Raw genomic sequence first — 22,262 nt, forward strand, 5'->3', positions numbered from 1 at the left:
CCGGACCATATTTGCGAACGTTGGGGTAAAGCTTAGCGCCATGTCTTGGGACACTCTTTTGCTGACGAGCCTCGGCCGGAGCCGCTCAAGGAAGGATCAGGCGAAGCGGAGAAGCTTGATCGCTTCCGAGTTCACCACCTGCCCGCCGACCCGCTTGGTCGCGTAGAAGTAGACGTAGGGCTTCTTCGAATAGGGATCGCGGAGGATGCTCGTCTCGGCGCGCTCGGTGATGATGTAGCCGGCCTTGAAGTTGCCAAAGGCGATCGACAGGCTATTCGCGGCCACGTCGGGCATGTCCTCGGCTTCGATCACAGGATAGCCGAGCAGCGTCGAAGGCTGGCCCGCCACCATCCCGGTCTGCCAGATGAAGGCGCCGTCGGTAGTCTTCATCTTGCGAACCAGCGCCGCGGTTGCCGAATTCATCACGAACACGGCGCCCTGCCGGTACGGCTGGCGCAGCGACTGGACCAGGTCGACAAGCTTGTCCTGCGGATTGGTCGCCGGGAAGGCCGCGGACACGCCGGTGCCGATCGTCTGCAGCGTACCGATCGGACGAACACCATCGGCAGTCGTCGCGGTCGGCGAGGAAAGGAAGCCGAGCGGCTGGTTGGCACCAGTCCCCTTCACGAAAGCCGATCCCTCGGCCCGCGCGAACTCGGTCGCGATCTCGTTGGCAAGCCAGCCTTCGACATCGAACATCGCATCGTCCAGCATGTGCTGCGACGCGGCCGGATTGGCGTAGAGTTCGCCCGATGCCGGGACGATCTCGGTAAAGGTAGGCGTCGCGGTTTCCGGCCGAAGCGCTTCGAAGCCGACCCAGCCCGCCGGCGTTCCACCGGTGGAGATCAGCTTGCGATAGTTCGAACTGCCGATCTTCACCACGTTGGCGATCCGGCGGATCGGGGAAATGGCCACCAGCGTGCGATCAATGACCTCGTCGATCTCGCGCGGAATGGCGTGACCGCCGGCACCGACGCTTGCGTTGTCGACCGACTTTCCTTCGAACCCGCTGTCGCCGGTCCGGAGGAAATCACCAAAGCCCTCCTGCGCGGCGCTCTTCTGTTCGGTGCCGAGGTCCGGGCGACCCGCCTCGACGAGGTTGCTGCGAAGTTTCGCCTTGAGATCGTCGATCTCGGCACGAAGCCCGCTCACGCCCTCCTGCCCCTGCAAAGCCGTGAACGACTCTGCAAGCGAATCAGCCTTGAATTCCATGCATGTTCTCCAGTGTGGAATCGTGGCCCCGCAACCAGAATGGTTACGGAGCAACCTTGTGGACGCAGGCGAGCGGCTGCATTGGCCGCCGCACTAGACTGACTTCCAGATGCTCGAGGTCGCGGATTTCGCGGGCCGAAGCGCGCTGCTCCGCCGACCTCACGCGGTAGCCGAAGCTCAGTCCCGACAATCGCCCCTGCTCGATCTCTCGGGCCAGCAGTCGTCCGAACTCGTCATCGTTCAACCGCCCGATGACCTGTAGCCCCCGCGCATCCTCGGCCAGATGCTCGATCTGCCCGACCCGCCGCCCCGCCTGGTGCTGCCACAACAGCGGCACCGTGCCGTTCCGTTCCAGCGACTGCCGAAAGGCGCCAGCGCGCACGATATCGCCGCCGCGATCGACGCGGTCGAACACCGACGCATAGCCGGCGAAGCGCAGCCCCTTCCGGGCTCGCTCGATGCGCATTGCTCAGTTCCTCAGCAGGTCGCGAAGGTTGGACTGGTAGGCGATCGACACCATCAGTCCGGCCAGGCAAATTCGGACCAACCACTTGGCGACCGTTTGCCAGGCCGATTTCTTGACGTCGCGCCAGGCCCCAAGCAACTCGCGCAGCTCATCCATGTCGCGTCGCGCCGTTTTGTCCTCAAGGCCTAAGGAAGTGAGTGCCCGACAGGCGCCGGCGTTGCTGGCCTCCTCGACCATGGCCTGCAGGATCACGAAATTGACCGGCTGCCCTTCCGCGCTGGCGATAAGCTGGGCGAGCAGCTCGTCCGAATCCCGCCGGATCAATGCTGCTGCCTCTTGCGCTCGAAGCCGAGCATTTCGCGCTTCTCCTCGGACGAAATGAAGTCGGCTTGGGCCACCATCTGCCACAGCCGCTCGCGATCCTCCGCAAGCTCGCTGATCGCATCCGTGTCGATGGCCAGCTTGACCGGACCGATCCAGTCACGCAGCGCCTCCGACATCTCGCCGATGATGCGTTCGGCAAGTGGCAGCACCGTCTGCCGGTAAAGCGCCCGCCCGGCTTCCCGCAGGTTGCTGTAGGCGGTGTCCCCGGGCAGGCCGAGCAACACCGGCGGCACTCCGAAGGCCAACGCGATATCGCGTGCCGCGGCTTCCTTGACCGCCACGAAATCCATGTCGGTCGGGCTCAACCCAAGCGACTGCCAACGCAATCCCCCCTCCAGCAGCATCGGCCGGCCGGCGTTGAGGCTCCCGCTGAACTGCTTCTCGATCTCCTCGCGAAGACGTTCGAATTGCGACGCGCTCAGCGGCGCGCCATCCGGCGGATCGTAGGTCAGCGCACCCGAGGGCCGCGCCGCATTGTCGAGCAACGCCTTGTTCCAGCGGCTCGCACGATTGTGGATGGACGCGGCAGCACATGCCGCTTCCAGGCATCCAAGCCCGCTCTGATCCTGCACCGGATTGAGCGATTTGATATGGATGAGCTGGACGCGTTCGAGAGCATCGTGGCGATTGATCCTGACCGACCTGCGACCGGCCCGGTAGGTATAGCCGCGCGGCCATCCGCGCTCGTCCGTGTCGACCGTGACGCGGTCCGGTTGCAGCAGGAACAGCTCTGCCGGGGCACCGAGCGCTTCGACCAGCTGAAGGTAAGCGTTACCATGCAGCAGCAGCGAAGCCGCAACCTGCTCGAGCAGGCTGGCGCGCCCGATCAGCGAGGCCGCTGCGTTATCGCCTTCGAGCGCGTACACCTTGAGCGCGCCCACCGCGCCAGCGACCATCCGTACTGCCCGCTGACCGACCGGATTACCAAGGAACACCTCTTTTAGCTGTGCCTGATAGCCGCTCGGGAAGAGGTTGCGTTCGCTTGGCCCCGGATAAGACAGGAACAGCGGCGGAACGTCCGCCGACTTGCGTCCGAACCACCGCATCTCAGATCCTTTGATGATCGGGCCGACCGTCCTGCGATTCGTCCCAGTGTTCATGTATGTGCCAGAATAGCGTGACGATGTCAAGCGTTTTGTGCCTGATAGGTTAGTTGGGTTTGTGCGGTCATGAGCCGGACTTGCGTGCTGGCCCCACCTGTGCCAAAGGCCCGCGTCCGTTGCCGCAATCCGTTTGCGCGGCGGGCATCAGGAATACCGACGACAGCCGGAGGGGCGTTCGCATGGGGCGGATGTCAGCGATCGGTCAACATGAGAGACTTGCATGCCGCTTTACGAGCATGTCTTTCTCGCAAGGCAGGATCTGGCTCAAGCCCAGGTCGACGCCCTTGCCGAGACGGCAACCAACATCATCAACGAACACGGTGGAAGCATCGTCAAGGCCGAGACCTGGGGTCTCCGTGGCCTCGCCTATCGGATCGCCAAGAACCGCAAGGCCCATTACGTGATGCTCGACATCGACGCGCCGGCCGCTGCCGTCGCCGAGCTCGAGCGCCAGACGGGCATCAACGAAGACGTGATCCGCTACATGACCGTGCGCGTCGACGCGCATGAGAAGGGTCCGTCGGCGATGATGCGTCGTCAGGAGCGTGACCGCAGTGAGCGTGGCGATCGCGGTGATCGTGGTGACCGCGGCGATCGTGGTCCCCGCATGGACCGGGGCGATCGCCCCGACCGTGGTCCGCGCGAAGAGATGGGAGCGTAACCGATGGCCCGTGCATTTTTCCGCCGCCGCAAGTCGTGCCCCTTCTCGGGCAAGGATGCTCCCCAGATCGACTACAAGGACGTTCGTCTGCTCCAGGGCTTCGTGTCTGAGCGTGGCAAGATCGTCCCGAGCCGCATCACCGCGGTGAGCACCAAGAAGCAGCGCGAGCTGGCCAAGGCGATCAAGCGCGCCCGCCACATCGGCCTGCTCCCCTACGTGGTCAAGTAAGGAGCGCTACCCATGGATGTCATCCTGCTTGAGCGCGTCGAGAAGCTCGGCGCCATCGGCGATGTCGTTACCGTCAAGAACGGTTTCGCTCGCAACTACCTCCTGCCGCGCAAGAAGGCGCTTCGTGCCAACGAAGCCAACCGGAAGCTGTTCGAGGCCAATCGTTCCAAGATCGAGTCCGACAATGCCGAGCGTCGCACGGCGGCGCAGGACTCGGCCAAGGGTGTGGACGGCAAGACCGTCCAGCTGATTCGTCAGGCATCGAACACCGGCCAGCTATATGGTTCGGTCAGCGCCCGCGATATCGTCGATGCCCTCGAGGCCGACGGTGCCAAGGTCGCCAAGAGCCAGGTCGTGCTTGATCGTCCGATCAAGTCGATCGGCATGCACGAAGTGCGCGTCGTCCTCCACGCCGAGGTTGCGGTCACCGTCAAGGTGAACGTCGCCCGCTCGCCTGAAGAGGCCGAGCTGCAGGCGCAGGGCGTCGACGTCATGGCCCAGATGTTCGAGCGTGATAACGCCGGCTTCACCGAGGCCTACGATCCCAACGCCGAGCCCGGCACCATTGCCGAGGAAGGCGAAGCGGAGGCAGAGCAGGCTCCCGAAGCCTGATCTCCATCGCTGCAACCAGTGACAAGGGCCGTCCGGTATTACCGGGCGGCCCTTTCCTTTTGTCGCAAGGACTTCCGTCTGCCGCAACGCCGCGGAACGCTCGTCTTCTCCGGCCATTTCCCTTGAAGAGCGTGGGACTTGGAGGAGAGACGACATGAACGCCGACGATCGCATCCCTGGCCAGCAAGGCCTCGACGGACAAACCCCTCAGGGCCGCCAGCCTGCCCCACAACCAGGAACCGCTGGACAGGCGGATGGCGGCATGTCGACCGGCCAGGCCTCGTACGGCAACAGCGGTGACACGGGCAGTGAAACTCTCGACCCGAATGGCAGCAGCCTCGGCCAGGAGAGCGACGAGGGACAGTCCGGTGAGACTGGCGAAGGTCGCGAAACCAGGCTGTTCAGCGGCACCGAGAATGACCTTGGCAGCGCCGGCACAGGTCGGTCCGGCATCGCGGGAAGTGTCGATGATCCCAATAGGTCGAACGCCAATCTCGGCGGCAGTACCGGTCGCTCGGGTATCGAAGGCAGCCTCGACGCCGAGGACCAGAGCTTCGCCGATCAAGGCCAGGGTGCCATGAGCGGTGACGCAATGGGTTCGGCCGAAAAGGGCGGAACGACCGACATCGATACCGAGCGCGCCCACAGTCGCGATGGCGACATCGAGGGAAGCAGCCTGTAAGGTTTTCGGCCTGGGGGCGCGCGCGGTTGCGCTCCCAGGCCAATTCTCGCCTCCTTGGCTCGATCGGCTATCGGATGCGGTAGTAGTCCGCGACCCGGTCGAGTGCCATTTTCAGGACCAGCTTGCCTGCCCGCGCCGGCCACCCAAGGGCCGTTTCAGCGTCCCGCATCCCCTCGCCCGCGCAGACGATCCGCCACAGGATGTCCGACAGCCCCGTCCCGGCGGACTGGAGGGCATCGTCGAATCGGGCCTTGGCGATCGCCTGCATCTCGGTTCGTTCGAGCTTCTGTCCGCTGCCCTGCGCACTGGAACCCGGAGCCGGATCCCACCGCATCGTCACGCAAGGCGACAAGTTCGCACGTTCCCAGTCCGCACGCAGCTGCTCGCCGGCATCGAACTGCCGGCGATCGAGATGGCCATGGCGATGAAGCCATCCGAGCGGCGACTCCACCTGATTGACACTGACCGAGCGACGAACCCCACGGGTAACTTTGCCGCCGTCCTTGACCGCCTGCTCGATAATCACGCGCTTGGCCATGCATCCCCCCTGCCAGACCCGAGTCGTCCCCACTTGCCAGATCGCGTCGAATGTAGGACAGGAGAAAAAAACCTAAAAGGTTCGTAGGGGGAAGTTGATGATCACGCGTATCCGCGAAGTCCGCAAAGCCAAGCGCATGACCTTGGACGACGTGGCACGGGCCTGCTCGCCGGCGACGACACCGCAAACGATCGGACGCCTCGAAACCGGCATGCGGACGGTCTCGATCGGGTGGCTCAATCGCATCGCGGATGCGCTCGGCGTGTCACCGACCGATCTTGTCGATCATCCCGAGGCTGAGAAGCTGGAGGTCATTGCCCTCCTCAACGGTGACAGCGCCGTCGCTCCGCGCAAGGCCCAGGTGGTCCTTCCTCCTCGCCCGGAGCCGGCGCAAGTCGCCATCCTCGTCACCGCCAGCATCGCCGATTATCGCACCGGCGACGAACTGTGGTGCGATCGCTTGAGCCCGGAGCAATTTGGACGTGCGCTCAATCGCGATGTCCTGGTTCCTCGCCCCAGTGGCCGCTTCCAGTTTGGGCGGCTGCTCGCGCGCGAAGAAGGCAAGCTGCACCTGCTTCCCCTTGGCAGCGGTGCCCGCCAGGTCGTGGTCAGCGATCCGAGCTTCCTCGCGCTTCCCGCCAGACTCGTTCGCAAGCTCGGTTGAACCCCCCGCCCGACTTGCTGAGCGCTTGGCGGCGGTTGACCGGCGGCGAAAAGACTGGAAAAGGCGCCGCTCCCCTGCCTTGGGGCGCTTAGCTCAGTTGGTAGAGCGGCTCGTTTACACCGAGTAGGTCGGCGGTTCGAACCCGTCAGCGCCCACCACATCCCGCCCATGACGGGCTGCCGGATATCGGGACAGAACCGACAGAATTCGGTCCTTTGACATGGCCATCCTCACAGTCCGCCAAAGCGCAATCCTCTGCCCCCGTCACCGTGGCGCCTACACCGCGGCCATCCCCACTTCCTGGAAGTAGCGGCGCAGTCCCGCGCTTGTGGCCGGAGCCATTTCGATGAAGACGCGCCTACCGTCGTGGGGATCGTCCCGCCGCACCAGCAAGCCGCGATCGGTCATCGACTTGATCCAGCGCAGGGCCGTGGTCGCGGGAACCGCGGCGGCAATGCACAGGCTTGAAACCGGGACCCGATGCTGAACGATCTCGGCCTGCAGCAGGTCGAGCAGCATGTCCCAGGCCGGATCGGCGAAAAGGTCTGCGGGAAGGAAGGTGGAGCGAAGCCGCCGTGCCCTGATCATCGACCGCAGCGCTTCGGCGGACACGTTGGGAACGTCCGAACGCGGTGGCGCCATGGTCGCGGGCGACAGCGGTGGGCCGGCGGAGGCCGTGCTCAGGCGCGCCAAGGTGGAGGCGATGCGGCTGACCTCTTCGCTCAGCTGCCGCAGGCGGGCGGCGCTGGCGTCCGAGGCAACGTCCCGCGCGGCGCCGATATGCTGGGGTTGCACCGCCAGCGAAAGGCTGGAGAAGCGTTCCATCTCATCGGCACTGACCAGCAATTCGACATCGGCATCGGCAAGCTGCGCCAACACCTCGTCGACCTGCTCCAGCCGGGTGGCGACCACCACCCCGAAGCTCTTGCGTGCCGACTCCCGCCCGGCGCGATCGAGCAGGCGTCGGACGGGAAGGGTCGGCTCGTCGTCGAGCTCGATCCACAAGGCGGACAGCGTCGCCCGCTCCTCCAGCGCTTCCACCGCTTCCGCCGGGCTGAGCTCCGACAAGGTCCTGAGCCCGCTCAGTTCTGCCGTGGTGCGGGCACGGTGGCGCGCGGCGGGCGTGTCGCCGACGACCATGATGGGCGCACGGGCGGGTTCTGCATTGTCATAACGGAGTGAAGACGTGGCAACGGTCATGACACCATCCTGTGGGAGTCAAACTAACCGAGCCTGAGCAGACTACACTGCAAATCGGCGCCATGTCAGCGAAATCTTCGTCCGCATCGGATGTGACTGCCATCGGGCGGCAACAAGAACGGGTGTCTTGCGGGTTGGGGGCGACTATAACGAGGGCGAAATGACCAGCGGCAACAGCGACGACACCTGGTACCGGGGCAAGGTACTGATCAGCCTGCGCCATGGCATCCGCCAGTCGTCGCGGCTGGCCGAGGAACTCACCGGCGATCTGATCGTCGGCAACGAAGCGCTGGGCCTGCTCGGCCGCCTCAAGGCGATCGGCGCAGAGCTGGACAGCCTCGCGTTCAGCAACCCGGACATCCGCCGCGCCCACAACGACCCGCTCTGGGACCTGCCGCCGCACCCCTTTCGCACGGGCGCGGCCAGTCAGTCCGGCATGTAGGTCGCGAGCACCGGCCCATCCCAGCCGGCGGAGGCGGCGAAGCCTGCGTTCAGGAAGCCGGGCTTGCCGTAACCCAGCGGCAAGCCGTCCGGTCCCTCGACGCGCCCCCCGGCGGCGAGAAGGACCGCATGGCCGGCGGCCGTGTCCCATTCCGACGTAGGCGACAGCCGCGGGTAATAATCGGCGCTCCCTTCCGCCAGCAGGCAGAATTTGAGGCTTGAGCCGACCGATACCAGCTCGGCGTTGGGCAATTCGGCGGCAAGGAAATCGCGGGTCGCCTGGTTCATGTGCGATTTGGAGGCGACCACGCTCAGCCGCTCGCCTAGCGAGCGGACCTTGAGCACGCTGCGTTTCCCGTCCGCTTCTTCGACCCAGGCGCCAAGTCCGACAACACCTGCCCACAGGCGCCCCTGCTCGGGGGCCAGGACCAGGCCCAGCACCGGCGTTCCTGCCACAACCAGGCCGATGTTGACGGTGTAATCGTCACCGCCGCGGACGAATTCGCGGGTGCCGTCGAGCGGATCGACCAGGAAGAAGGCCTCGGCGAGGTCGGGGATGCGGCCCGCCGCCGCTTCCTCCTCGGCCACCACCGGAACACCGGGGGCATGCCGGGCAAGCGCCGCCAGGATGATCGCCTCGGCCGCGCGGTCGGCCTCGGTCACCGGTGACAGGTCGCCCTTGCGCTCGACTGCGAAGCCCCGGCTCCGGACTGCCCGGATGGCCTCCCCCGCCTCGCGGCAGGCAGCCCCGAGCGGGTCCAGCAGCGCCGCCAGATCCACCTTACTTGGGCGCCATCCGGATGCCGCCATCGAGGCGGACATGCTCGGCGTTCATGTATCCGCTTTCGATCATGAACACGGCGAGGTTGGCATATTCATGCGGCTGGCCGAGGCGCTTGGGGAACGGCACCTGCGCGCCCAGCGCATCTTGGACCTGCGGCGGCATCATCGCGACCATCGGCGTCTTGAACACGCCCGGAAGGATGGTGTTGACCCGGACACCCTCGTTCATGAGGTCGCGGGCAATCGGAAGGGTCATCGCCAGCACGCCGCCCTTGGACGCCGAATAGGCCGCCTGGCCGATCTGGCCGTCCTCGGCCGCGACCGAGGCGGTGTTGATAATCACGCCCTTTTCGCCGTCCTCACCTGGCTCCGCGTCGACCATCCCGGCCGCCGAATGGGCAATGCAGCGGAAGGTGCCGACAAGGTTGATCCCGATCACCAGTTCGAACTGGTGGAGCGGATACTTCTTCACCGCCTTGGTTTCGCGGTCGCGGCCGACGGTTTTCACCGCATTGGCGACGCCGGCGCAATTGACCAGCACCCGCTCCTGCCCATGGGCGGCGCGGGCTTTCTCGAAGCCGGCGGCGACGGTGTCGTCATTTGTGACGTCCACGTCGCAGAAGATGCCGCCGATGTCGGCCGCGACCTTTTCGCCCTGCTCCTGGTTGCGGTCGAAGATGGCGACCTTGGCGCCCTTGGCGGCGAGCGCCCGGGCAGTGGCTTCACCAAGCCCCGACGCGCCGCCGGTGACTACCGCCGCAATGCCGTTGATATTCATGATCGAGCGCTCTCCCGAGAAGTAACTGATGGCGTCCCTTGGTCAGGTTCGGACGCCTGCGTGACTGCAGCGCGTCTACCCAAAGGCTCGCTTGGTGGACAGGATTATTCGGACGCCTCGACCCGCGCCAGCACGGCTTCGACCTGCACCTGCGCGCCGGCCTCGACGTTCAATTCCGCAACCACGCCGTCGAACGGGGCAAGCATCGCATGCTCCATCTTCATCGCCTCGAGCGTCAGCAGCCGCTGGCCCTTTTCGACCCGCTCGCCGGCCGCGACATCGACGCTGGTGACCTTGCCCGGCATCGGTGCCAGCAGGCTGCCGCTGCCCGCGCTGCCAGCATGGCTGCCGCGGGCGCGGCGGTCGAAGGCATAGACCTGCCCGCCTTCGAACAGCACCACTCGGCTGTCATCGGCAAAGCCCGAAGCAGGCGCATAATCCTCGGCATCGTCGAGCACGATGCGGCGACGGTCGGCGCCGAAGCTCAATGTCGCGGCTGGCGCCGTGGCGGCGTTGAGGCGGAACCCGGCCAGCGCGGGCTGCTCCTCGGCCGCGAGCGCGACCACCGCGGCGGCCCGCCACAGTGCGTCGTCGGGCTCATTGTCCGGGACCAGCGTATCGAGCTTGCGACCAATGAAGCCGGTATCGAGCGCGGCGTCCTCGAAATCCTCGTCGAGCAGGCAGTTGACGAGAAACCCGGCGTTGGTCCGGACCGGCCACACTTCCACCCCGTCGAGCATCGCCGTAAGCGTGCCGATCGCCTCGTCACGGTCATCGCCGTGGGCGACCAGCTTGGCGATCATCGGGTCGTAGAAGGGCGAGATCGCATCGCCTTCTTCCACCCCGGTTTCGATCCGGCCTTCTTCGCCGAGGTCGAAATGGTCGAGCCGCCCGGTGCTGGGCAGGAAGCCGGTTGACGGGTCCTCGGCATAAAGCCGCGCCTCGATCGCATGGCCGGTGATGGCGAGTTCGTCCTGGCGCCTCGGTAGCGGTTCGCCGCTGGCGACGCGAAGCTGCCATTCGACGAGGTCCTGGCCGGTGATTTCCTCGGTCACCGGATGCTCGACCTGCAGCCGCGTGTTCATCTCCATGAACCAGATGCGGTCGGCGCGCAGACCCTCGCTGCCATCGGCAATGAACTCGATGGTGCCGGCGCCTTCGTAATTGACCGCCTGCGCCGCGCGCACCGCGGCGCCGCACACCGCCGCGCGCGTTTCCTCGTCCATCCCGGGCGCGGGGGCTTCCTCAATCACCTTCTGGTGGCGGCGCTGAAGCGAGCAGTCGCGTTCGAACAGGTGGACGACGTTGCCGTGACTGTCGCCGAACACCTGCACCTCGATGTGACGCGGGCTTTCGATCCACTTCTCGAGCAGCACAACGTCGTTACCGAAGCTCGACGCTGCCTCGCGCCGGCAGCTGTCCAGCGCGTCGGCAAAGTCTACCGCGCGGTCGACCTTGCGCATCCCCTTGCCGCCGCCCCCGGCCACCGCCTTGATCAGGACAGGATAGCCGATCGCGTCGGATTCCGCCTTGAGCCGCTCTGCCGACTGGTCGTCGCCCATGTAGCCCGGCGTCACCGGCACGCCCGCATCGGCCATCAGTTTCTTGGCGGCGTCCTTCAGGCCCATGGCGCGGATGCTGGCAGGCTTGGGTCCGACCCAGACCAGTCCGGCGTCGATCACCGCCTGCGCGAAATCGGCATTCTCCGACAGGAAACCATAGCCCGGATGGATCGCCTCGGCGCCAGTCTCCTTCGCCGCAGCGATGATCTTCTCGCCGACCAGATAGCTCTCGCGCGCAGGCGACGGCCCGATGTGCACCGCCTCGTCCGCCATTCGGACATGCAGTGCGCTGGCGTCAGCATCGGAATAGACCGCAACCGTGCGAATGCCGAGCGCCTGTGCGGTGCGGATGACCCGGCAGGCGATCTCGCCCCGATTGGCGATGAGGAGAGAGGTGATCATAGCGCCTCACTATCCGATTTGCGGCCCGGTGCGAGTCCCGCAATGTGCGCGGCGAAGATGGGCTGGAGCCGTCTTGCACCGGTCAGGGTCAGGTGGTTCGCGTCGAAATAGTAGGTCGTGCCATCGGCGGCCGCGAGCGGGCAAGGCCCTGCCCCGCACAGCGCCCGCGCAACGGGGAGCACGTCCACCCCCTCCATCTTCGCAAAGGCCGAGAGAAGGGGCTCGATCGAGCGGTCGTATGCAGCGCGGTCGAGCATCGGCGCGGAAACGCCGCGACGATGCGCGGCGTAGAGAAGCGCGGGAATCGACGCTTGGTCCTCAGGCACGGGCAGGATCACCGTTACCCCGATCCCCTTCGCGCGCGCCGCGACCACCGTCGCCTCGACCAGCGCGGGCGTGAGGTGCGCGGAATGATAATGGAGGTAGATATGGGTGGCGCCGACCCGCTTCGCCTCGCCCAGCAGCCAGTCAGGGCCGAGCGCCGGGATCAGCAAGGGCTCGTTCGATACCGGGAAGGCGACCCGTGTTCCGTTTGCCGTGGCGGCCGCGGCAAAGCTGCGCTTGATGGCGTCGGCGTGGCTGTCGCCGACCAGCAGCACCGTTCGTTCGCCCGAAGCCGGAGCCAAGATGCAGGCCCCCTCGCCGAAATTGGTGATGCGGAACATTTTCCCGCAGCGGTAGGGAGCGCGGTCCTCGAATCCGGCAAAGACCTTTTGCTCATAAGGATCGAAGCGGTGTTGCTGCACCCTCGGCGCAACAAGGGCGATCGCAGCCATGACCGCCGCCGCCATCAGGGCGCGCGGCCAGGTGACGATCGATCCGCCCGGTCGTTCGACCAGTCGATGAAGCAAGATCGCCAGCCCCAGCGCGATGGCGAACAGAAGAACGGCAGTGCCGTCCCCGTTGCCGAGGCGGGTGCCGCCAAACGGGACATAGCCGACCAGCGCAATCAGCGGAAAATGGACGAGGTAGAGCGAATAACTGATGTCGCCGAGCCGGACTGCGCCGCGACCAAGCCGATTGTCGAGGACCGTGTCGCGAAGGCCGCTGGCCAGCGCCAGTCCGGTCAGCGCGCAGGCAAGCATCGCACCAAGCGCTGGATGCCCCCGCACGATGCTGGTCGCGGTGCCATCGATCGGCAACGCCATCAGCGCGGCAAGTCCCGCGAGCGCCACGGGGAAGACCCAGCGCGGCAGGATCGGCGCATCCCCGCGACGCGAGGCGACCAGCATGCCAAGTCCGAACTCCCACAGCCGCAACGGCACCATGAAGAAGCTGGTCTTCGGGCTGATCGTCACCATGGCCAGGCAGGCGAGCAACGAGCCAAGGATCATCAGCCCCATCAGCCACGGCCAGCGTCGGACAAGCAACACGATGGCCGGTACCAGCAGGTAATATTGGAACTCCACGCCAAGCGACCAGAGGTGGAGCAAGGGGACGAAGCTGATCGGATTGAAGTAGTTGTCGGCCGACCAGAACTGGATGTTCGGGACGAACAGTGCGGCGCTGACGGCCTGAGCCGCGACCTGCGCGAAGGCATCGGGGAGGACCACAAGGAATGCGGTGACGAGCGTCACGACGAGGATGGTGAAATAGGCCGGCAGAAGCCGCGCCGCGCGACGGCGCCAGAAGGTGATCGCGCCATCGCCCGGGCGGTAGAGCTTCTCCATCAGATAGCCGCTGATGACGAAGAAGGCGTCCACTCCAAGCAGGCCATTGCCGAAACCGGCGAACCCGAGATGGTAGCCGAGCACCAGCAGGACCGCGACGGCGCGGAGCAGCTGGATATCGGGGCGAAACGCCATTGCCGGCGCGCGCACGCTCACTGCGCGGCGATCTCGGCGCGGGCCCAATCTTGGCGGACGATGGAGGACAAGGCGGCTTTCTCCGGAAGCGTTGCGAATCAAAAACGAAGGACGGGAAGCCAGGGTTCGCCCAGCACCACCAAGGCGGTGCCGACCGAAGCGCCGATGTAGGCGCCGAGATAGCAGCGCCAGCCGAGGCGCTTTCCGCGCAAGGCGAACGCGGTGAGCAGCGCGAGAAGGGAGATCACGGCCCCGAACAGGGTCCATTTGCCAAGGCCAAGCGCGATCGAGATACGCGCTTCGTCGTTGGGATAATTGAGGCTGGCGGCTGCAGCGATGAGGCGCGATGCCAAAGCCGCTAGGACGATCCCCGCGGCCAGGATCGAGCCACGCCGCGCGGTGAGGCAGGCGACCAGGGCGATGGCGATGGTCACCAGCGGTCCGGCGGCCGCCATGGTCAGGCCGTCGGCGACCGAATCGAACCGGCCCGAGGCGACGGTGGCATGATTGGTGCGCACGATCACGTCATAGCCCATGGCCTTGCCGGCGAGGGCATGCCCTGCCTCGTGCAGGAGGTTCATGACCATGACCACCGCGAATCCGGTGACGGCGGTGGGCAGGATGGCCAAGCGACCGGCACGCGATGACGCCACGAAAATTCCTTACTGAACAGGGAAGAACAGGATGCTGCCGAGGCCTACATCCGGAACACGCCAAACCGCGGGCGGTCCGGGATCGGCGCGTTGAGGCAGGCGGCGAGCGCGAGGCCGAGGACGTCGCGGGTCTGGGCGGGGTCGATGATGCCGTCGTCCCACAGCCGCGCGGTGGCGTGCCAGGGATTGCCTTGCGCCTCATAGTCCTCGCGGATCGGGGCCTTGAAGGCTTCGGCTTCTTCCGGGCTCCACTTGTCGGCGTCGCGGTGGACGGTGGCCAGCACGCTCGCCGCCTGCTCGCCGCCCATCACGCTGATCCGGCTGTTGGGCCAGCTGAACAGGAAGCGGGGCGAGTAGGCGCGGCCGCACATGCCGTAATTGCCGGCGCCAAAGCTGCCGCCGATCAGAACGGTGAGCTTGGGCACCTGCGCGGTGGCGACGGCGGTGACCAGCTTGGCGCCATGCTTGGCGATGCCCTCGGCCTCATATTTGCCGCCGACCATGAAGCCGGAGATGTTTTGCAGGAACAGCAGAGGCACGCGGCGCTGGCAGGCCAGCTCGATGAAATGCGCGCCCTTGACCGCGCTTTCGCTGAACAGGACGCCGTTGTTGGCGAGGATCGCGACCGGCTGGCCGTGGATATGCGCAAAGCCGGTGACGAGGGTCGTGCCGTAAAGCGGCTTGAATTCGTGGAATTCCGACCCGTCGACGATGCGGGCGATCACCTCGTGCACGTCGTAGGGGGCGCGGACGTCCTGCGGGACGATGCCGTACAGCTCTTGCGGATCGTAGGCGGGATCGCGCGGCTCGGTGCCCTCCAGCTCGGCATATTGGGGCGGCAGGGTGCTGACGATGTCGCGAACGATGGTCAGCGCATGCTCGTCGTCGTCCGCCAGATGGTCGACCACCCCCGACTTGCGGGCATGGAGGTCGCCGCCGCCCAGCTCCTCGGCGCTGATCTCCTCGCCCGTTGCGGCCTTCACCAGCGGCGGGCCGGCAAGGAAGATGGTGCCCTGCTCGCGCACGATGATGCTCTCGTCGCTCATCGCCGGCACATAGGCGCCGCCGGCGGTGCAGCTGCCCATCACGCAGGCGATCTGCGGGATGCCGAGCGCGCTCATGTTCGCCTGATTGAAGAAGATCCGCCCGAAATGGTCGCGGTCGGGGAACACCTCGGCCTGGTGCGGCAGGTTGGCGCCGCCGCTGTCGACCAGATAGATGCACGGCAGCCGGTTGGCCTCGGCGATCTCCTGGGCGCGCAGGTGCTTCTTGACCGTCAGCGGATAATAGGTGCCGCCCTTTACCGTGGCGTCGTTGCAGACGATCATCACCTGGCGGCCGGAAATGCTCCCGATGCCGCAGATGATTCCCGCGCCCGGGACGTCGCCCTCGTACATGTCGCAGGCCGCAAGCTGACCGATCTCGAGGAAGGGCGAGCCGGGGTCGAGCAGTCGTTCGACCCGCTCGCGGGGCAGCAGCTTGCCGCGCGAAACGTGGCGCTCGCGGCTTTTCTCGCTGCCGCCGAGGGCGGCCTTGGCGACGTCGGCGCGCAGCCTGTCGGCCAGCGCGCGATTATGCGCCGCGCGCGCCTGATATTCAGGGCTGTCGGGCTGGACCTTGGTGTCGAGGCGCGGCGCACTCATGCTGTTGGCTATCCCGTTCGTCGAAAACACGTGTCGTCTCCGCGCCTAGCCGCGCGGTGCGCGCTTGCAAAGCGCGGCAGGTGGTCGCAGCGCATTGCGAACATGGTTCACGTCACGAGGTCCCTTATGCTCCGCTCGCCGCTCCTGCTCGCCGCCTCCGCGCTCGCCCTTTCGCTTGGCGGGTGCAACGTCAGCACCAAGGACGGCAATCCGACGGAAGCGGCTGCGACCGAGGCCGGCACCGCGCTTGGCATCAATCCGGCCTCGCTGGACCGGTCGGTCGCCCCGGGCGACGATTTCTATCAGTTTGCCAACGGCGGCTGGATGAAGACCGCCGAAATCCCCGCCGACCGGTCGAGCATCGGCGCCTTCTACATCGCCGACCAGGTCCGCGAGAAGAACACCCGGGCGCTGTTCGACGACCTGCTCAAGACCGACCAGGACGCGAACTCGAACGAGGGGCGGATCGCCAACTACTACAAGGCGTATCTCGACACCGACGCGATCGACCGCGCGGGGATGACGCCGGCCAAGTCCGATCTCGACGCCATCGCCGCCATTCCCGACAAGCGCGCGTTGTCGGCCGCGATCGGCGCTTCGCTCAGGGCCGATGTCGACCCGCTCAACGCGACCAATTTCCAGACCGACAACCTGTTCGGAATCTTCGTCACGCAGGGGCTGAACACGCCGGGCGAAACCCTGCCCTACATCCTCCAGGGCGGCCTCGGCATGCCCGAGCGCGAATATTACCTGTCCGCCGACGCCAAGATGGGTGGCCTCCGCGACAAGTATCGCAACTACGTCCAGACCATGATGCAGGCCGCCGGCCACCCCGACGCCGCCGGTGCCGCCGGCCGCGTCGTGGCGCTGGAGACCAAGATCGCTCAGGCCCATGCCAGCCGCGAGGAGAGCGAGGACTTCAGCAAGGCGGCCAAGGTCTGGACCCGCGCCGAACTCGAAAAGAACGCCCCCGGCCTGGACTGGGGCGCGCTGCTCGGCGCCGCACAGCTCGGGCGCGCGCCCAAGTTCCAGGCCTATCACTCGACCGCCATCCCCCGGCTCGCCGCTTTGGTCGGGTCGGAGCCGCTCGACGCATGGAAGGACTGGCTGGCGTTTCACACGCTGAACCAGCAGGCGAACGTGCTGCCCCGCCCGATCCGCGACGCCAGCTTCGCCTTCAACAGCACCGCGCTGCAAGGCACTCCGCAACAGCGCCCGCGCGACATCCAGGCCCTGAACGCCGCCAGCAACGCGCTGCAGGACGCGGTCGGCAAGGCTTATGTCGAACGCTATTTCCCGGCCTCGGCCAAGGCCGAGGTCCAGGCGATGGTCGACCAGATCAAGGCCGCCTTCGCCAAGCGGGTCGAAGCGCTCGACTGGATGGCGCCGTCGACCAAGCAGGAAGCGCTGGCCAAGGTGAAGTCGATCGTGGTCGGCGTCGGCTATCCCGACAGCTGGCGCGATTATGGCGCGGTGACCATCGCCGCCGACAATGCCTATGCCAACCAGAAGGCGGCGGGCCTCGCCGAATACAAGCATCAGATTGCCAAGATCGGCAAGCCGATGGACCGAAGCGAATGGTGGATGCCGCCGCAGCTGGTCAACGCGGTCAACCTGCCGGTCCAGAACGCGCTCAATTTCCCGGCCGCGATCCTGGTCGCGCCCTTCTTCGATCCCAAGGCCGACCCCGCCTATAATTACGGCGCGATCGGCAGCGTGATCGGGCACGAGATCAGCCACAGCTTCGACAACAACGGCGCCCTGTTCGATTCGACCGGCAAGCTGCGCAACTGGTGGACGCCGCAGGACTTCGCCCGCTTCAGCCAGGCCGGCGACGCGCTGGCCAAGCAATATGACGCCTACGAGCCGCTTCCGGGGCTGCACGTCAACGGCAAGCTGACGCTGGGTGAGAACATCGCCGACGTCGCCGGGCTCGCCGCCGCCTACCAGGCCTATCACGACAGCCTCGGCGGCAAGCCCGCGCCGACCATCGACGGCTTCTCCGCCGACCAGCGCTTCTTCATCGCCTATGGCCAGGCCTGGGCCACCAAGATGCGCGAGGAGACGCTCCGCGGCCGGATCGCCACCGACGGCCATGCACCGGGCCAATATCGCGCCCAGACCGTCCGAAACCTCGATCCCTGGTACGGCGCCTTCGACATCAAGGCCGGGCAGAAACTGTATCTCGCGCCCGAACAACGGGTGAAGGTCTGGTAAGCCCCTCCCCGCGATTGGCCGGATGAGCTAGCAGGACGTCATGCCGACGATCCTGCTGCTCATCTGCTCCAACATCTTCATGACCGCCGCCTGGTACTGGCACCTGAAAGGCGGGATGAGCAAACCGATCCTGCTGGTGATCTTCATCAGCTGGAGCATTGCGCTGGTCGAATATTGCTTCGCGGTGCCGGCCAACCGGATCGGCTACGCCAACGGCTGGACCGGCGCCCAGCTCAAGATCGCGCAGGAAGCGATCACGCTGATCGTGTTCGGCGGCTTCATGGTAACCGTGCTTGGCGAACCGCTCCACTGGCGGCACCTCGCCGCCTTCGGATGCATCATGGCCGCCGTCGGATTTCTGTTCGCCGGCAAGTAAGTCGCGCAACCGCGACTCCATCGCGGACGTTCACCACCCGACTCAACTTTCAGGAGACGGGCGTGTTCATCGACTTCAATCGCGATAATCAGGTGCAGGAAAACGAAGCGAGCCAGGAGCAGGTCGAGAGCATCGTCAATCATCGCCTCGGGCGCCTCGACGGCAAGGTGACCAGCGCCCAGGTCCATATCGCCCACGTCAAGGAAAGCCGGGGCAGCACTCCCGAATATCGCTGCTCGATCGAAGTCCGTCCCGAGCATCTGTCGCCCGTGGTCGCCTCGGCCGAAGGCGCCGGCGTCGATGCGGTGGTCCGCTCCGCCTGCGACAAGGTGCTGCACGCCTACGACAAGGTCGTCGGCAAGCAGGCCGCGCGCTAGCCTTCGCCCGATAAACTTCGCGGGTGCTCGGCAATCGACCACATAAGCCAAGCAGGCTTTGGTAATCAGCGCAAAATTGCCCGGCCAATAGTTATTGTTCACGACGAATGATCATGCTTCACTCGGTCTAGTATCGGGGGAGCAGGAATCTTGTCGCACGGAATGGCGTATGAGTATCGGGTCATTGATGTCGCAGACGGCGCGCTTAGTTCGCTTCTTATTGGCGAAGGGCGAATCGAAACTGATGTTCTTGAAGCGTACATAAACGCCATGGCGTCGGAAGGGTGGCGCCTGAAGTTTATGGAGAAGGTCCTTCAGCGCCATCTCGTTCTGTCGGATCGCGAGACATTGATGATTACCTTCGAACGTCCCGTTGCTGAAGCTGAACGGGAAAACCGCGCGGCACGGTGCGTGGACGATGTCATCGCTGCCGAGGACAGAGCGCGACAGGGTGGCCGACGCGCAGCGGCCGGAGCTATCGGCTTAGCTGCCGGTGGCGCATTTCTGGGTGCTCTTCTCAGCAACAGCGACGAGGCTTGAAATGGACATTCAGGCAAAGGTAGCGGCGCGGCGGGCGGAACTGGCAAGTCAGGACGGAGACGAGGCGCGCAAGAAGCAGGAGGCCCGCGCTGACCTCGCCCGCCAAGAACAGCAACGTCAGGCTGCTGCACTGGACGCTTTAGTTGCCGAAAAGACGGCCATAGGAGTGCCGTTACGTCACGAATGCGGAAAGCTATCGATTGCTCACGAGTCGCCGTTGGCCGCACTGGCGCCGACCGATTACGGCCGGAGTGCTTTGGAAAGACTTCTCAAGACAGAAGCCCGAGCGCGATGGACGTTGACACAAAACTGGTTCTCAATCGGAACAATAGTGGCAGGCATACTTCTACTCCTTCCCGCCTTTCCAGTCGGTTTGAGTTTACTGGTTCTCGGCATTTGGAGCGGTCGCAATTACAATCACGACAAACGCAAAGCGCTGATTGCAGAGTTCCCAGCTCTTTTTGGTGATCTCAAACCTTGAGCTTGATCACGCCCCGATCAGTTCCCGTCCGATCAGCATCCGGCGGATCTCGTTCGTTCCCGCACCGATGTCGAGCAGCTTGGCGTCTCGCATGAAGCGTTCGACCGGCCAGTCCTTGGTATAGCCCGCTCCGCCCAGCGCCTGGACCGCCTCGCCCGCCACCTTGAACGCGCTTTCGCTCGCCAGCAGGATCGCGCCCGCCGCGTCGAAGCGGGTGGTCTTGCCCGCGTCGCAGGCCTTGGCGACCTGATAGACGTAGGCGCGAGCGCTGTTCAGCGCGACATACATGTCGGCGATCTTGGCCTGCATCAGCTGCTGCGCGCCGATCGGCTTGCCGAACTGCACCCGCTCGCGCACGAACGGGATGACCACGTCGAGGCAGGCCTGCATGATGCCGAGCTGGATGCCCGCCAGCACCGTGCGCTCATAATCGAGGCCGCTCATCAGTACCCCGACCCCGCCATTCTCGGGGCCCATGATGTTCTCGGCCGGCACGAGGCAATCGTCGAACACCAATTCGCTGGTCGGCGAGCCGCGCATGCCAACCTTGTCGATCTTCTGGCCGATGGAGAAACCCTCCATGCCCTTTTCGATCAGGAAGGTGGTGATGCCGCGGCTGCCGGCGTCGGGCGTCGTCTTGGCATAAACCACCAGCACGTCGGCATAAGCGCCGTTGGTGATCCAGAACTTGGTGCCGTTGAGGCGATAGCCATTGCCCGACTTCTCGGCCTTAAGCTTCATCGACACGACGTCGGACCCGGCGCCCGCCTCGCTCATCGCCAGCGCGCCGACCTTGGTGCCGTCGATCAGGCCGGGCAGGTACTTCTTCTTCTGCTCGTCGTTCGCCCAGCGGCGGATCTGGTTGACGCACAGGTTGGAGTGCGCGCCGTAGCTGAGGCCCACCGAGGCCGAAGCGCGGGCGACTTCCTCCTGCGCCACGACATGCTCGAGGTAGCCGAGGCCAAGCCCGCCCCACTCCTCCTCGACCGTGATTCCGTGAAGGCCGAGTTCGCCCATCTCTGGCCACAGTTCGATCGGGAAGCGGTCGTTGTGATCGATCTCCGCCGCGATCGGCTGGATGCGGTCGGCCGCGAAGCGCTGCGTGGACTCGCGGATGGTATCGGCCATCTCGCCGAGGTCGAAGTCGAGGGTCGGTGCTGACATGACGTCGGCGCTAGCAGAGGGGCTAAGACTTGGACAAGGCGGCCCGAATGCTTATTGCAGTGCAACATTCTTCTCACGGAGTCCGCTGTCATGGCCACCGCATCCGATAACGTCGTCATCCTCTCCTATGCCCGCACCCCGATGGGAGCGATGCAGGGCGCGCTGGCCGACGTCAGCGCGACCGATCTTGGCGCCACCGCGGTCAAGGCGGCGGTCGAGCGGGCCGGAGTCGACGGCGGCGACATCGACCGCATTTACATGGGCTGCGTGCTTCCGGCCGGCCTCGGCCAGGCCCCGGCGCGGCAGGCGGCGATCAAGGCGGGACTTCCGACCAGCGTCCAGGCGACCACCGTCAACAAGGTCTGCGGCTCGGGCATGCAGACCGTGATCATGGGCGCCGAGGCGATCCTCACCGGCAATGCCGACGTCATCGTCGCCGGCGGCATGGAGAGCATGACCAACGCGCCCTACCTCCTCAAGAAGCACCGCAGCGGCGCGCGCATCGGCCATGACAAGATCTACGACCACATGTTCCTCGACGGGCTCGAAGACGCCTATGAGGAAGGCCGCGCGATGGGCAGCTTCGCCCAAGCCACCGCCAACGACTATCAGCTGACCCGCGAAGGCATGGACGCCTATGCGATCGAAAGCCTCAACCGCGCCAAGTCGGCGATCGACGGCGGCGGGTTCAAGGATGAGATCGTCGCGGTGACGGTGAAGAGCCGCGCCGGAGAGACGGTGGTCGACACCGACGAAGCCCCGGGCCGTGGCCGCCCCGACAAGATTCCGCAGCTCAAGCCCGCCTTCGACAAGGAAGGCACGATCACCGCGGCGACCAGCTCGTCCATCTCCGACGGCGCCGCCGCGGTCGTCCTCGCCCGCGAGTCGGATGCATCGGCCAAGGGGCTGACCCCGGTCGCCCGCATCGTCGCCACCGCCGCCCACGCCCAGGCCCCGGCCGAATTCACGATCGCCCCGATCGGCGCGATCCACAAGGTGCTCGACAAGGCTGGCTGGTCGATCGGCGAAGTCGACCTGTTCGAGGTCAACGAGGCATTTGCCTGCGTCGCCATGTTCGCGATGAAGGACCTCGGCATCGGCCACGACAAGATCAACGTCCACGGCGGCGCCACCGCGCTCGGTCACCCGATCGGCGCCAGCGGCACCCGCATTATCGTCACCTTGCTCAACGCGCTGAAACAAAAGGGCCTGAAGCGCGGCATCGCCAGCCTTTGCATCGGCGGCGGCGAAGCCACGGCGGTGGCGGTCGAACTGCTGTAAGCCAGAGGC

25 protein-coding genes and 1 tRNA gene are annotated in these 22,262 nt (G+C 65.6%); 13 read left to right on the forward strand and 13 right to left on the reverse strand.

Going from position 1 to position 22,262, the window contains the following annotated elements; all coding sequences use genetic code 11:
- Positions 1–96: 96 nt before the first annotated feature.
- The 4 genes from GGQ97_RS13815 to GGQ97_RS13830 are packed head-to-tail and all read right to left on the reverse strand — an operon-like array spanning position 97 to position 3,108.
- Positions 97–1,212: a phage major capsid protein gene (locus GGQ97_RS13815; RefSeq protein ID WP_168070446.1), complete on the reverse strand. Its 1,116-nt coding sequence runs from the start codon at positions 1,210–1,212 to the stop codon at positions 97–99.
- Positions 1,213–1,255: 43 nt separating this feature from the next.
- Positions 1,256–1,678 (reverse strand): HK97 family phage prohead protease, encoded by a 423-nt coding sequence (locus GGQ97_RS13820; RefSeq protein ID WP_168070448.1) that lies wholly within the window; start codon positions 1,676–1,678, stop codon positions 1,256–1,258.
- A gap of 3 nt (positions 1,679–1,681) precedes the next feature.
- Entirely contained in the window at positions 1,682–2,002 is a 321-nt protein-coding gene (locus GGQ97_RS13825) for a DUF6127 family protein (protein ID WP_209022867.1), read from the reverse strand.
- Entirely contained in the window at positions 1,999–3,108 is a 1,110-nt protein-coding gene (locus tag GGQ97_RS13830; protein WP_168070450.1) for a phage portal protein, read from the reverse strand. Before GGQ97_RS13830 ends, GGQ97_RS13825 begins: the two co-directional genes overlap by 4 nt.
- A gap of 277 nt (positions 3,109–3,385) precedes the next feature.
- Between GGQ97_RS13830 and rpsF the strand changes: the two genes are divergently transcribed.
- The 4 genes from rpsF (at position 3,386) to GGQ97_RS13850 (ending at position 5,348) form a co-directional block, all read left to right on the forward strand.
- Positions 3,386–3,826 carry a 30S ribosomal protein S6 gene (gene rpsF, locus GGQ97_RS13835; protein ID WP_168070452.1) on the forward strand — a complete coding sequence of 147 codons (441 nt, stop codon included), beginning with the start codon at positions 3,386–3,388 and terminating at the stop codon, positions 3,824–3,826.
- A gap of 3 nt (positions 3,827–3,829) precedes the next feature.
- Positions 3,830–4,054, forward strand: coding sequence for a 30S ribosomal protein S18 (gene rpsR, locus GGQ97_RS13840; RefSeq protein ID WP_168070454.1), 225 nt, complete (start codon positions 3,830–3,832; stop codon positions 4,052–4,054).
- 12 nt (positions 4,055–4,066) lie between these two features.
- On the forward strand, positions 4,067–4,666 hold the full coding sequence (gene rplI / locus GGQ97_RS13845; protein ID WP_168070456.1) for a 50S ribosomal protein L9: 600 nt from the start codon (positions 4,067–4,069) through the stop codon (positions 4,664–4,666).
- 154 nt (positions 4,667–4,820) lie between these two features.
- The gene (locus GGQ97_RS13850) at positions 4,821–5,348 is read left to right on the forward strand and encodes a hypothetical protein (RefSeq protein ID WP_168070458.1); all 528 of its coding nucleotides are present in this window, start codon (positions 4,821–4,823) and stop codon (positions 5,346–5,348) included.
- Positions 5,349–5,415: 67 nt separating this feature from the next.
- Here GGQ97_RS13850 and GGQ97_RS13855 read toward each other — a convergent pair whose 3' ends face one another.
- Positions 5,416–5,886, reverse strand: a complete 471-nt coding sequence (locus GGQ97_RS13855; protein WP_168070460.1) for a DUF6456 domain-containing protein — start codon at positions 5,884–5,886, stop codon at positions 5,416–5,418.
- A gap of 97 nt (positions 5,887–5,983) precedes the next feature.
- Between GGQ97_RS13855 and GGQ97_RS13860 the strand changes: the two genes are divergently transcribed.
- The gene (locus GGQ97_RS13860; RefSeq protein WP_168070462.1) at positions 5,984–6,550 is read left to right on the forward strand and encodes a helix-turn-helix domain-containing protein; all 567 of its coding nucleotides are present in this window, start codon (positions 5,984–5,986) and stop codon (positions 6,548–6,550) included.
- Positions 6,551–6,632: 82 nt separating this feature from the next.
- Positions 6,633–6,708 (forward strand) — tRNA-Val (locus tag GGQ97_RS13865).
- A gap of 118 nt (positions 6,709–6,826) precedes the next feature.
- Here the strand turns inward: GGQ97_RS13865 and GGQ97_RS13870 are convergent.
- Entirely contained in the window at positions 6,827–7,750 is a 924-nt protein-coding gene (locus GGQ97_RS13870) for a winged helix DNA-binding protein (RefSeq protein WP_168070464.1), read from the reverse strand.
- A gap of 160 nt (positions 7,751–7,910) precedes the next feature.
- Between GGQ97_RS13870 and GGQ97_RS13875 the strand changes: the two genes are divergently transcribed.
- Positions 7,911–8,192 carry a hypothetical protein gene (locus GGQ97_RS13875; RefSeq protein ID WP_168070466.1) on the forward strand — a complete coding sequence of 94 codons (282 nt, stop codon included), beginning with the start codon at positions 7,911–7,913 and terminating at the stop codon, positions 8,190–8,192.
- Here the strand turns inward: GGQ97_RS13875 and cysQ are convergent.
- The 6 genes from cysQ to GGQ97_RS13905 form a co-directional block, all read right to left on the reverse strand.
- The gene (gene cysQ, locus GGQ97_RS13880; RefSeq protein ID WP_209022868.1) at positions 8,177–8,971 is read right to left on the reverse strand and encodes a 3'(2'),5'-bisphosphate nucleotidase CysQ; all 795 of its coding nucleotides are present in this window, start codon (positions 8,969–8,971) and stop codon (positions 8,177–8,179) included. The genes GGQ97_RS13875 and cysQ overlap by 16 nt on opposite strands.
- Before the next feature lies 1 nt (position 8,972).
- Entirely contained in the window at positions 8,973–9,752 is a 780-nt protein-coding gene (locus tag GGQ97_RS13885; protein WP_168070468.1) for an SDR family oxidoreductase, read from the reverse strand.
- A gap of 104 nt (positions 9,753–9,856) precedes the next feature.
- Positions 9,857–11,716: an acetyl/propionyl/methylcrotonyl-CoA carboxylase subunit alpha gene (locus GGQ97_RS13890; RefSeq protein ID WP_168070470.1), complete on the reverse strand. Its 1,860-nt coding sequence runs from the start codon at positions 11,714–11,716 to the stop codon at positions 9,857–9,859.
- Positions 11,713–13,542, reverse strand: a complete 1,830-nt coding sequence (locus GGQ97_RS13895; RefSeq protein WP_168070472.1) for an acyltransferase family protein — start codon at positions 13,540–13,542, stop codon at positions 11,713–11,715. The genes GGQ97_RS13890 and GGQ97_RS13895 overlap by 4 nt, the downstream gene beginning before the upstream one ends.
- Before the next feature lie 77 nt (positions 13,543–13,619).
- Positions 13,620–14,174, reverse strand: a complete 555-nt coding sequence (locus tag GGQ97_RS13900; protein ID WP_168070474.1) for a hypothetical protein — start codon at positions 14,172–14,174, stop codon at positions 13,620–13,622.
- 44 nt (positions 14,175–14,218) lie between these two features.
- Positions 14,219–15,817, reverse strand: coding sequence for a carboxyl transferase domain-containing protein (locus GGQ97_RS13905; protein WP_168071097.1), 1,599 nt, complete (start codon positions 15,815–15,817; stop codon positions 14,219–14,221).
- 126 nt (positions 15,818–15,943) lie between these two features.
- On the opposite strand from GGQ97_RS13905, the gene GGQ97_RS13910 reads away from it, so the two are divergent.
- The 5 genes from GGQ97_RS13910 to GGQ97_RS13930 all read left to right on the forward strand — a co-directional run bounded on the left by GGQ97_RS13910 (position 15,944) and on the right by GGQ97_RS13930 (position 19,808).
- Positions 15,944–18,034 carry a M13 family metallopeptidase gene (locus GGQ97_RS13910; RefSeq protein WP_168070476.1) on the forward strand — a complete coding sequence of 697 codons (2,091 nt, stop codon included), beginning with the start codon at positions 15,944–15,946 and terminating at the stop codon, positions 18,032–18,034.
- A 40-nt stretch (positions 18,035–18,074) separates the two neighbouring features.
- Positions 18,075–18,410: a DMT family protein gene (locus tag GGQ97_RS13915; protein WP_168070478.1), complete on the forward strand. Its 336-nt coding sequence runs from the start codon at positions 18,075–18,077 to the stop codon at positions 18,408–18,410.
- Between the two features lie 62 nt (positions 18,411–18,472).
- Positions 18,473–18,787, forward strand: a complete 315-nt coding sequence (locus tag GGQ97_RS13920) for a hypothetical protein (protein ID WP_168070479.1) — start codon at positions 18,473–18,475, stop codon at positions 18,785–18,787.
- 162 nt (positions 18,788–18,949) lie between these two features.
- Positions 18,950–19,327, forward strand: coding sequence for a DUF4177 domain-containing protein (locus GGQ97_RS13925; protein WP_168070481.1), 378 nt, complete (start codon positions 18,950–18,952; stop codon positions 19,325–19,327).
- A 1-nt stretch (position 19,328) separates the two neighbouring features.
- Positions 19,329–19,808, forward strand: coding sequence for a hypothetical protein (locus GGQ97_RS13930; RefSeq protein WP_168070483.1), 480 nt, complete (start codon positions 19,329–19,331; stop codon positions 19,806–19,808).
- 6 nt (positions 19,809–19,814) lie between these two features.
- On the opposite strand, the gene GGQ97_RS13935 is transcribed toward GGQ97_RS13930, so the two are convergent.
- Positions 19,815–20,972, reverse strand: coding sequence for an acyl-CoA dehydrogenase family protein (locus GGQ97_RS13935; RefSeq protein WP_168070485.1), 1,158 nt, complete (start codon positions 20,970–20,972; stop codon positions 19,815–19,817).
- 90 nt (positions 20,973–21,062) lie between these two features.
- On the opposite strand from GGQ97_RS13935, the gene GGQ97_RS13940 reads away from it, so the two are divergent.
- Entirely contained in the window at positions 21,063–22,253 is a 1,191-nt protein-coding gene (locus GGQ97_RS13940) for a thiolase family protein (protein ID WP_168070487.1), read from the forward strand.
- Positions 22,254–22,262 lie beyond the last annotated feature (9 nt).

Origin of the sequence: Sphingomonas kaistensis, assembly GCF_011927725.1 — a bacterium.
GTDB classification, from domain to species: domain Bacteria; phylum Pseudomonadota; class Alphaproteobacteria; order Sphingomonadales; family Sphingomonadaceae; genus Sphingomicrobium; species Sphingomicrobium kaistense.

Excerpts from the sequence above, each read along its gene's own strand:
- GGQ97_RS13850 (WP_168070458.1), top strand. The coding sequence starts at position 4,821 with ATGAACGCCGACGATCGCATCCCTGGCCAGCAAGGCCTCGACGGACAA.
- GGQ97_RS13925 (WP_168070481.1), top strand. The coding sequence starts at position 18,950 with ATGGCGTATGAGTATCGGGTCATTGATGTCGCAGACGGCGCGCTTAGT.
- GGQ97_RS13870 (WP_168070464.1), bottom strand. The coding sequence starts at position 7,750 with ATGACCGTTGCCACGTCTTCACTCCGTTATGACAATGCAGAACCCGCC.
- GGQ97_RS13815 (WP_168070446.1), bottom strand. The coding sequence starts at position 1,212 with ATGGAATTCAAGGCTGATTCGCTTGCAGAGTCGTTCACGGCTTTGCAG.
- GGQ97_RS13820 (WP_168070448.1), bottom strand. The coding sequence starts at position 1,678 with ATGCGCATCGAGCGAGCCCGGAAGGGGCTGCGCTTCGCCGGCTATGCG.
- GGQ97_RS13935 (WP_168070485.1), bottom strand. The coding sequence starts at position 20,972 with ATGTCAGCACCGACCCTCGACTTCGACCTCGGCGAGATGGCCGATACC.
- GGQ97_RS13875 (WP_168070466.1), top strand. The coding sequence starts at position 7,911 with ATGACCAGCGGCAACAGCGACGACACCTGGTACCGGGGCAAGGTACTG.
- rpsF (WP_168070452.1), top strand. The coding sequence starts at position 3,386 with ATGCCGCTTTACGAGCATGTCTTTCTCGCAAGGCAGGATCTGGCTCAA.
- rplI (WP_168070456.1), top strand. The coding sequence starts at position 4,067 with ATGGATGTCATCCTGCTTGAGCGCGTCGAGAAGCTCGGCGCCATCGGC.
- rpsR (WP_168070454.1), top strand. The coding sequence starts at position 3,830 with ATGGCCCGTGCATTTTTCCGCCGCCGCAAGTCGTGCCCCTTCTCGGGC.
- GGQ97_RS13855 (WP_168070460.1), bottom strand. The coding sequence starts at position 5,886 with ATGGCCAAGCGCGTGATTATCGAGCAGGCGGTCAAGGACGGCGGCAAA.
- GGQ97_RS13915 (WP_168070478.1), top strand. The coding sequence starts at position 18,075 with ATGCCGACGATCCTGCTGCTCATCTGCTCCAACATCTTCATGACCGCC.
- GGQ97_RS13885 (WP_168070468.1), bottom strand. The coding sequence starts at position 9,752 with ATGAATATCAACGGCATTGCGGCGGTAGTCACCGGCGGCGCGTCGGGG.
- GGQ97_RS13940 (WP_168070487.1), top strand. The coding sequence starts at position 21,063 with ATGGCCACCGCATCCGATAACGTCGTCATCCTCTCCTATGCCCGCACC.
- GGQ97_RS13860 (WP_168070462.1), top strand. The coding sequence starts at position 5,984 with ATGATCACGCGTATCCGCGAAGTCCGCAAAGCCAAGCGCATGACCTTG.
- GGQ97_RS13930 (WP_168070483.1), top strand. The coding sequence starts at position 19,329 with ATGGACATTCAGGCAAAGGTAGCGGCGCGGCGGGCGGAACTGGCAAGT.
- GGQ97_RS13910 (WP_168070476.1), top strand. The coding sequence starts at position 15,944 with ATGCTCCGCTCGCCGCTCCTGCTCGCCGCCTCCGCGCTCGCCCTTTCG.
- GGQ97_RS13905 (WP_168071097.1), bottom strand. The coding sequence starts at position 15,817 with ATGAGTGCGCCGCGCCTCGACACCAAGGTCCAGCCCGACAGCCCTGAA.
- GGQ97_RS13830 (WP_168070450.1), bottom strand. The coding sequence starts at position 3,108 with ATGCGGTGGTTCGGACGCAAGTCGGCGGACGTTCCGCCGCTGTTCCTG.
- GGQ97_RS13890 (WP_168070470.1), bottom strand. The coding sequence starts at position 11,716 with ATGATCACCTCTCTCCTCATCGCCAATCGGGGCGAGATCGCCTGCCGG.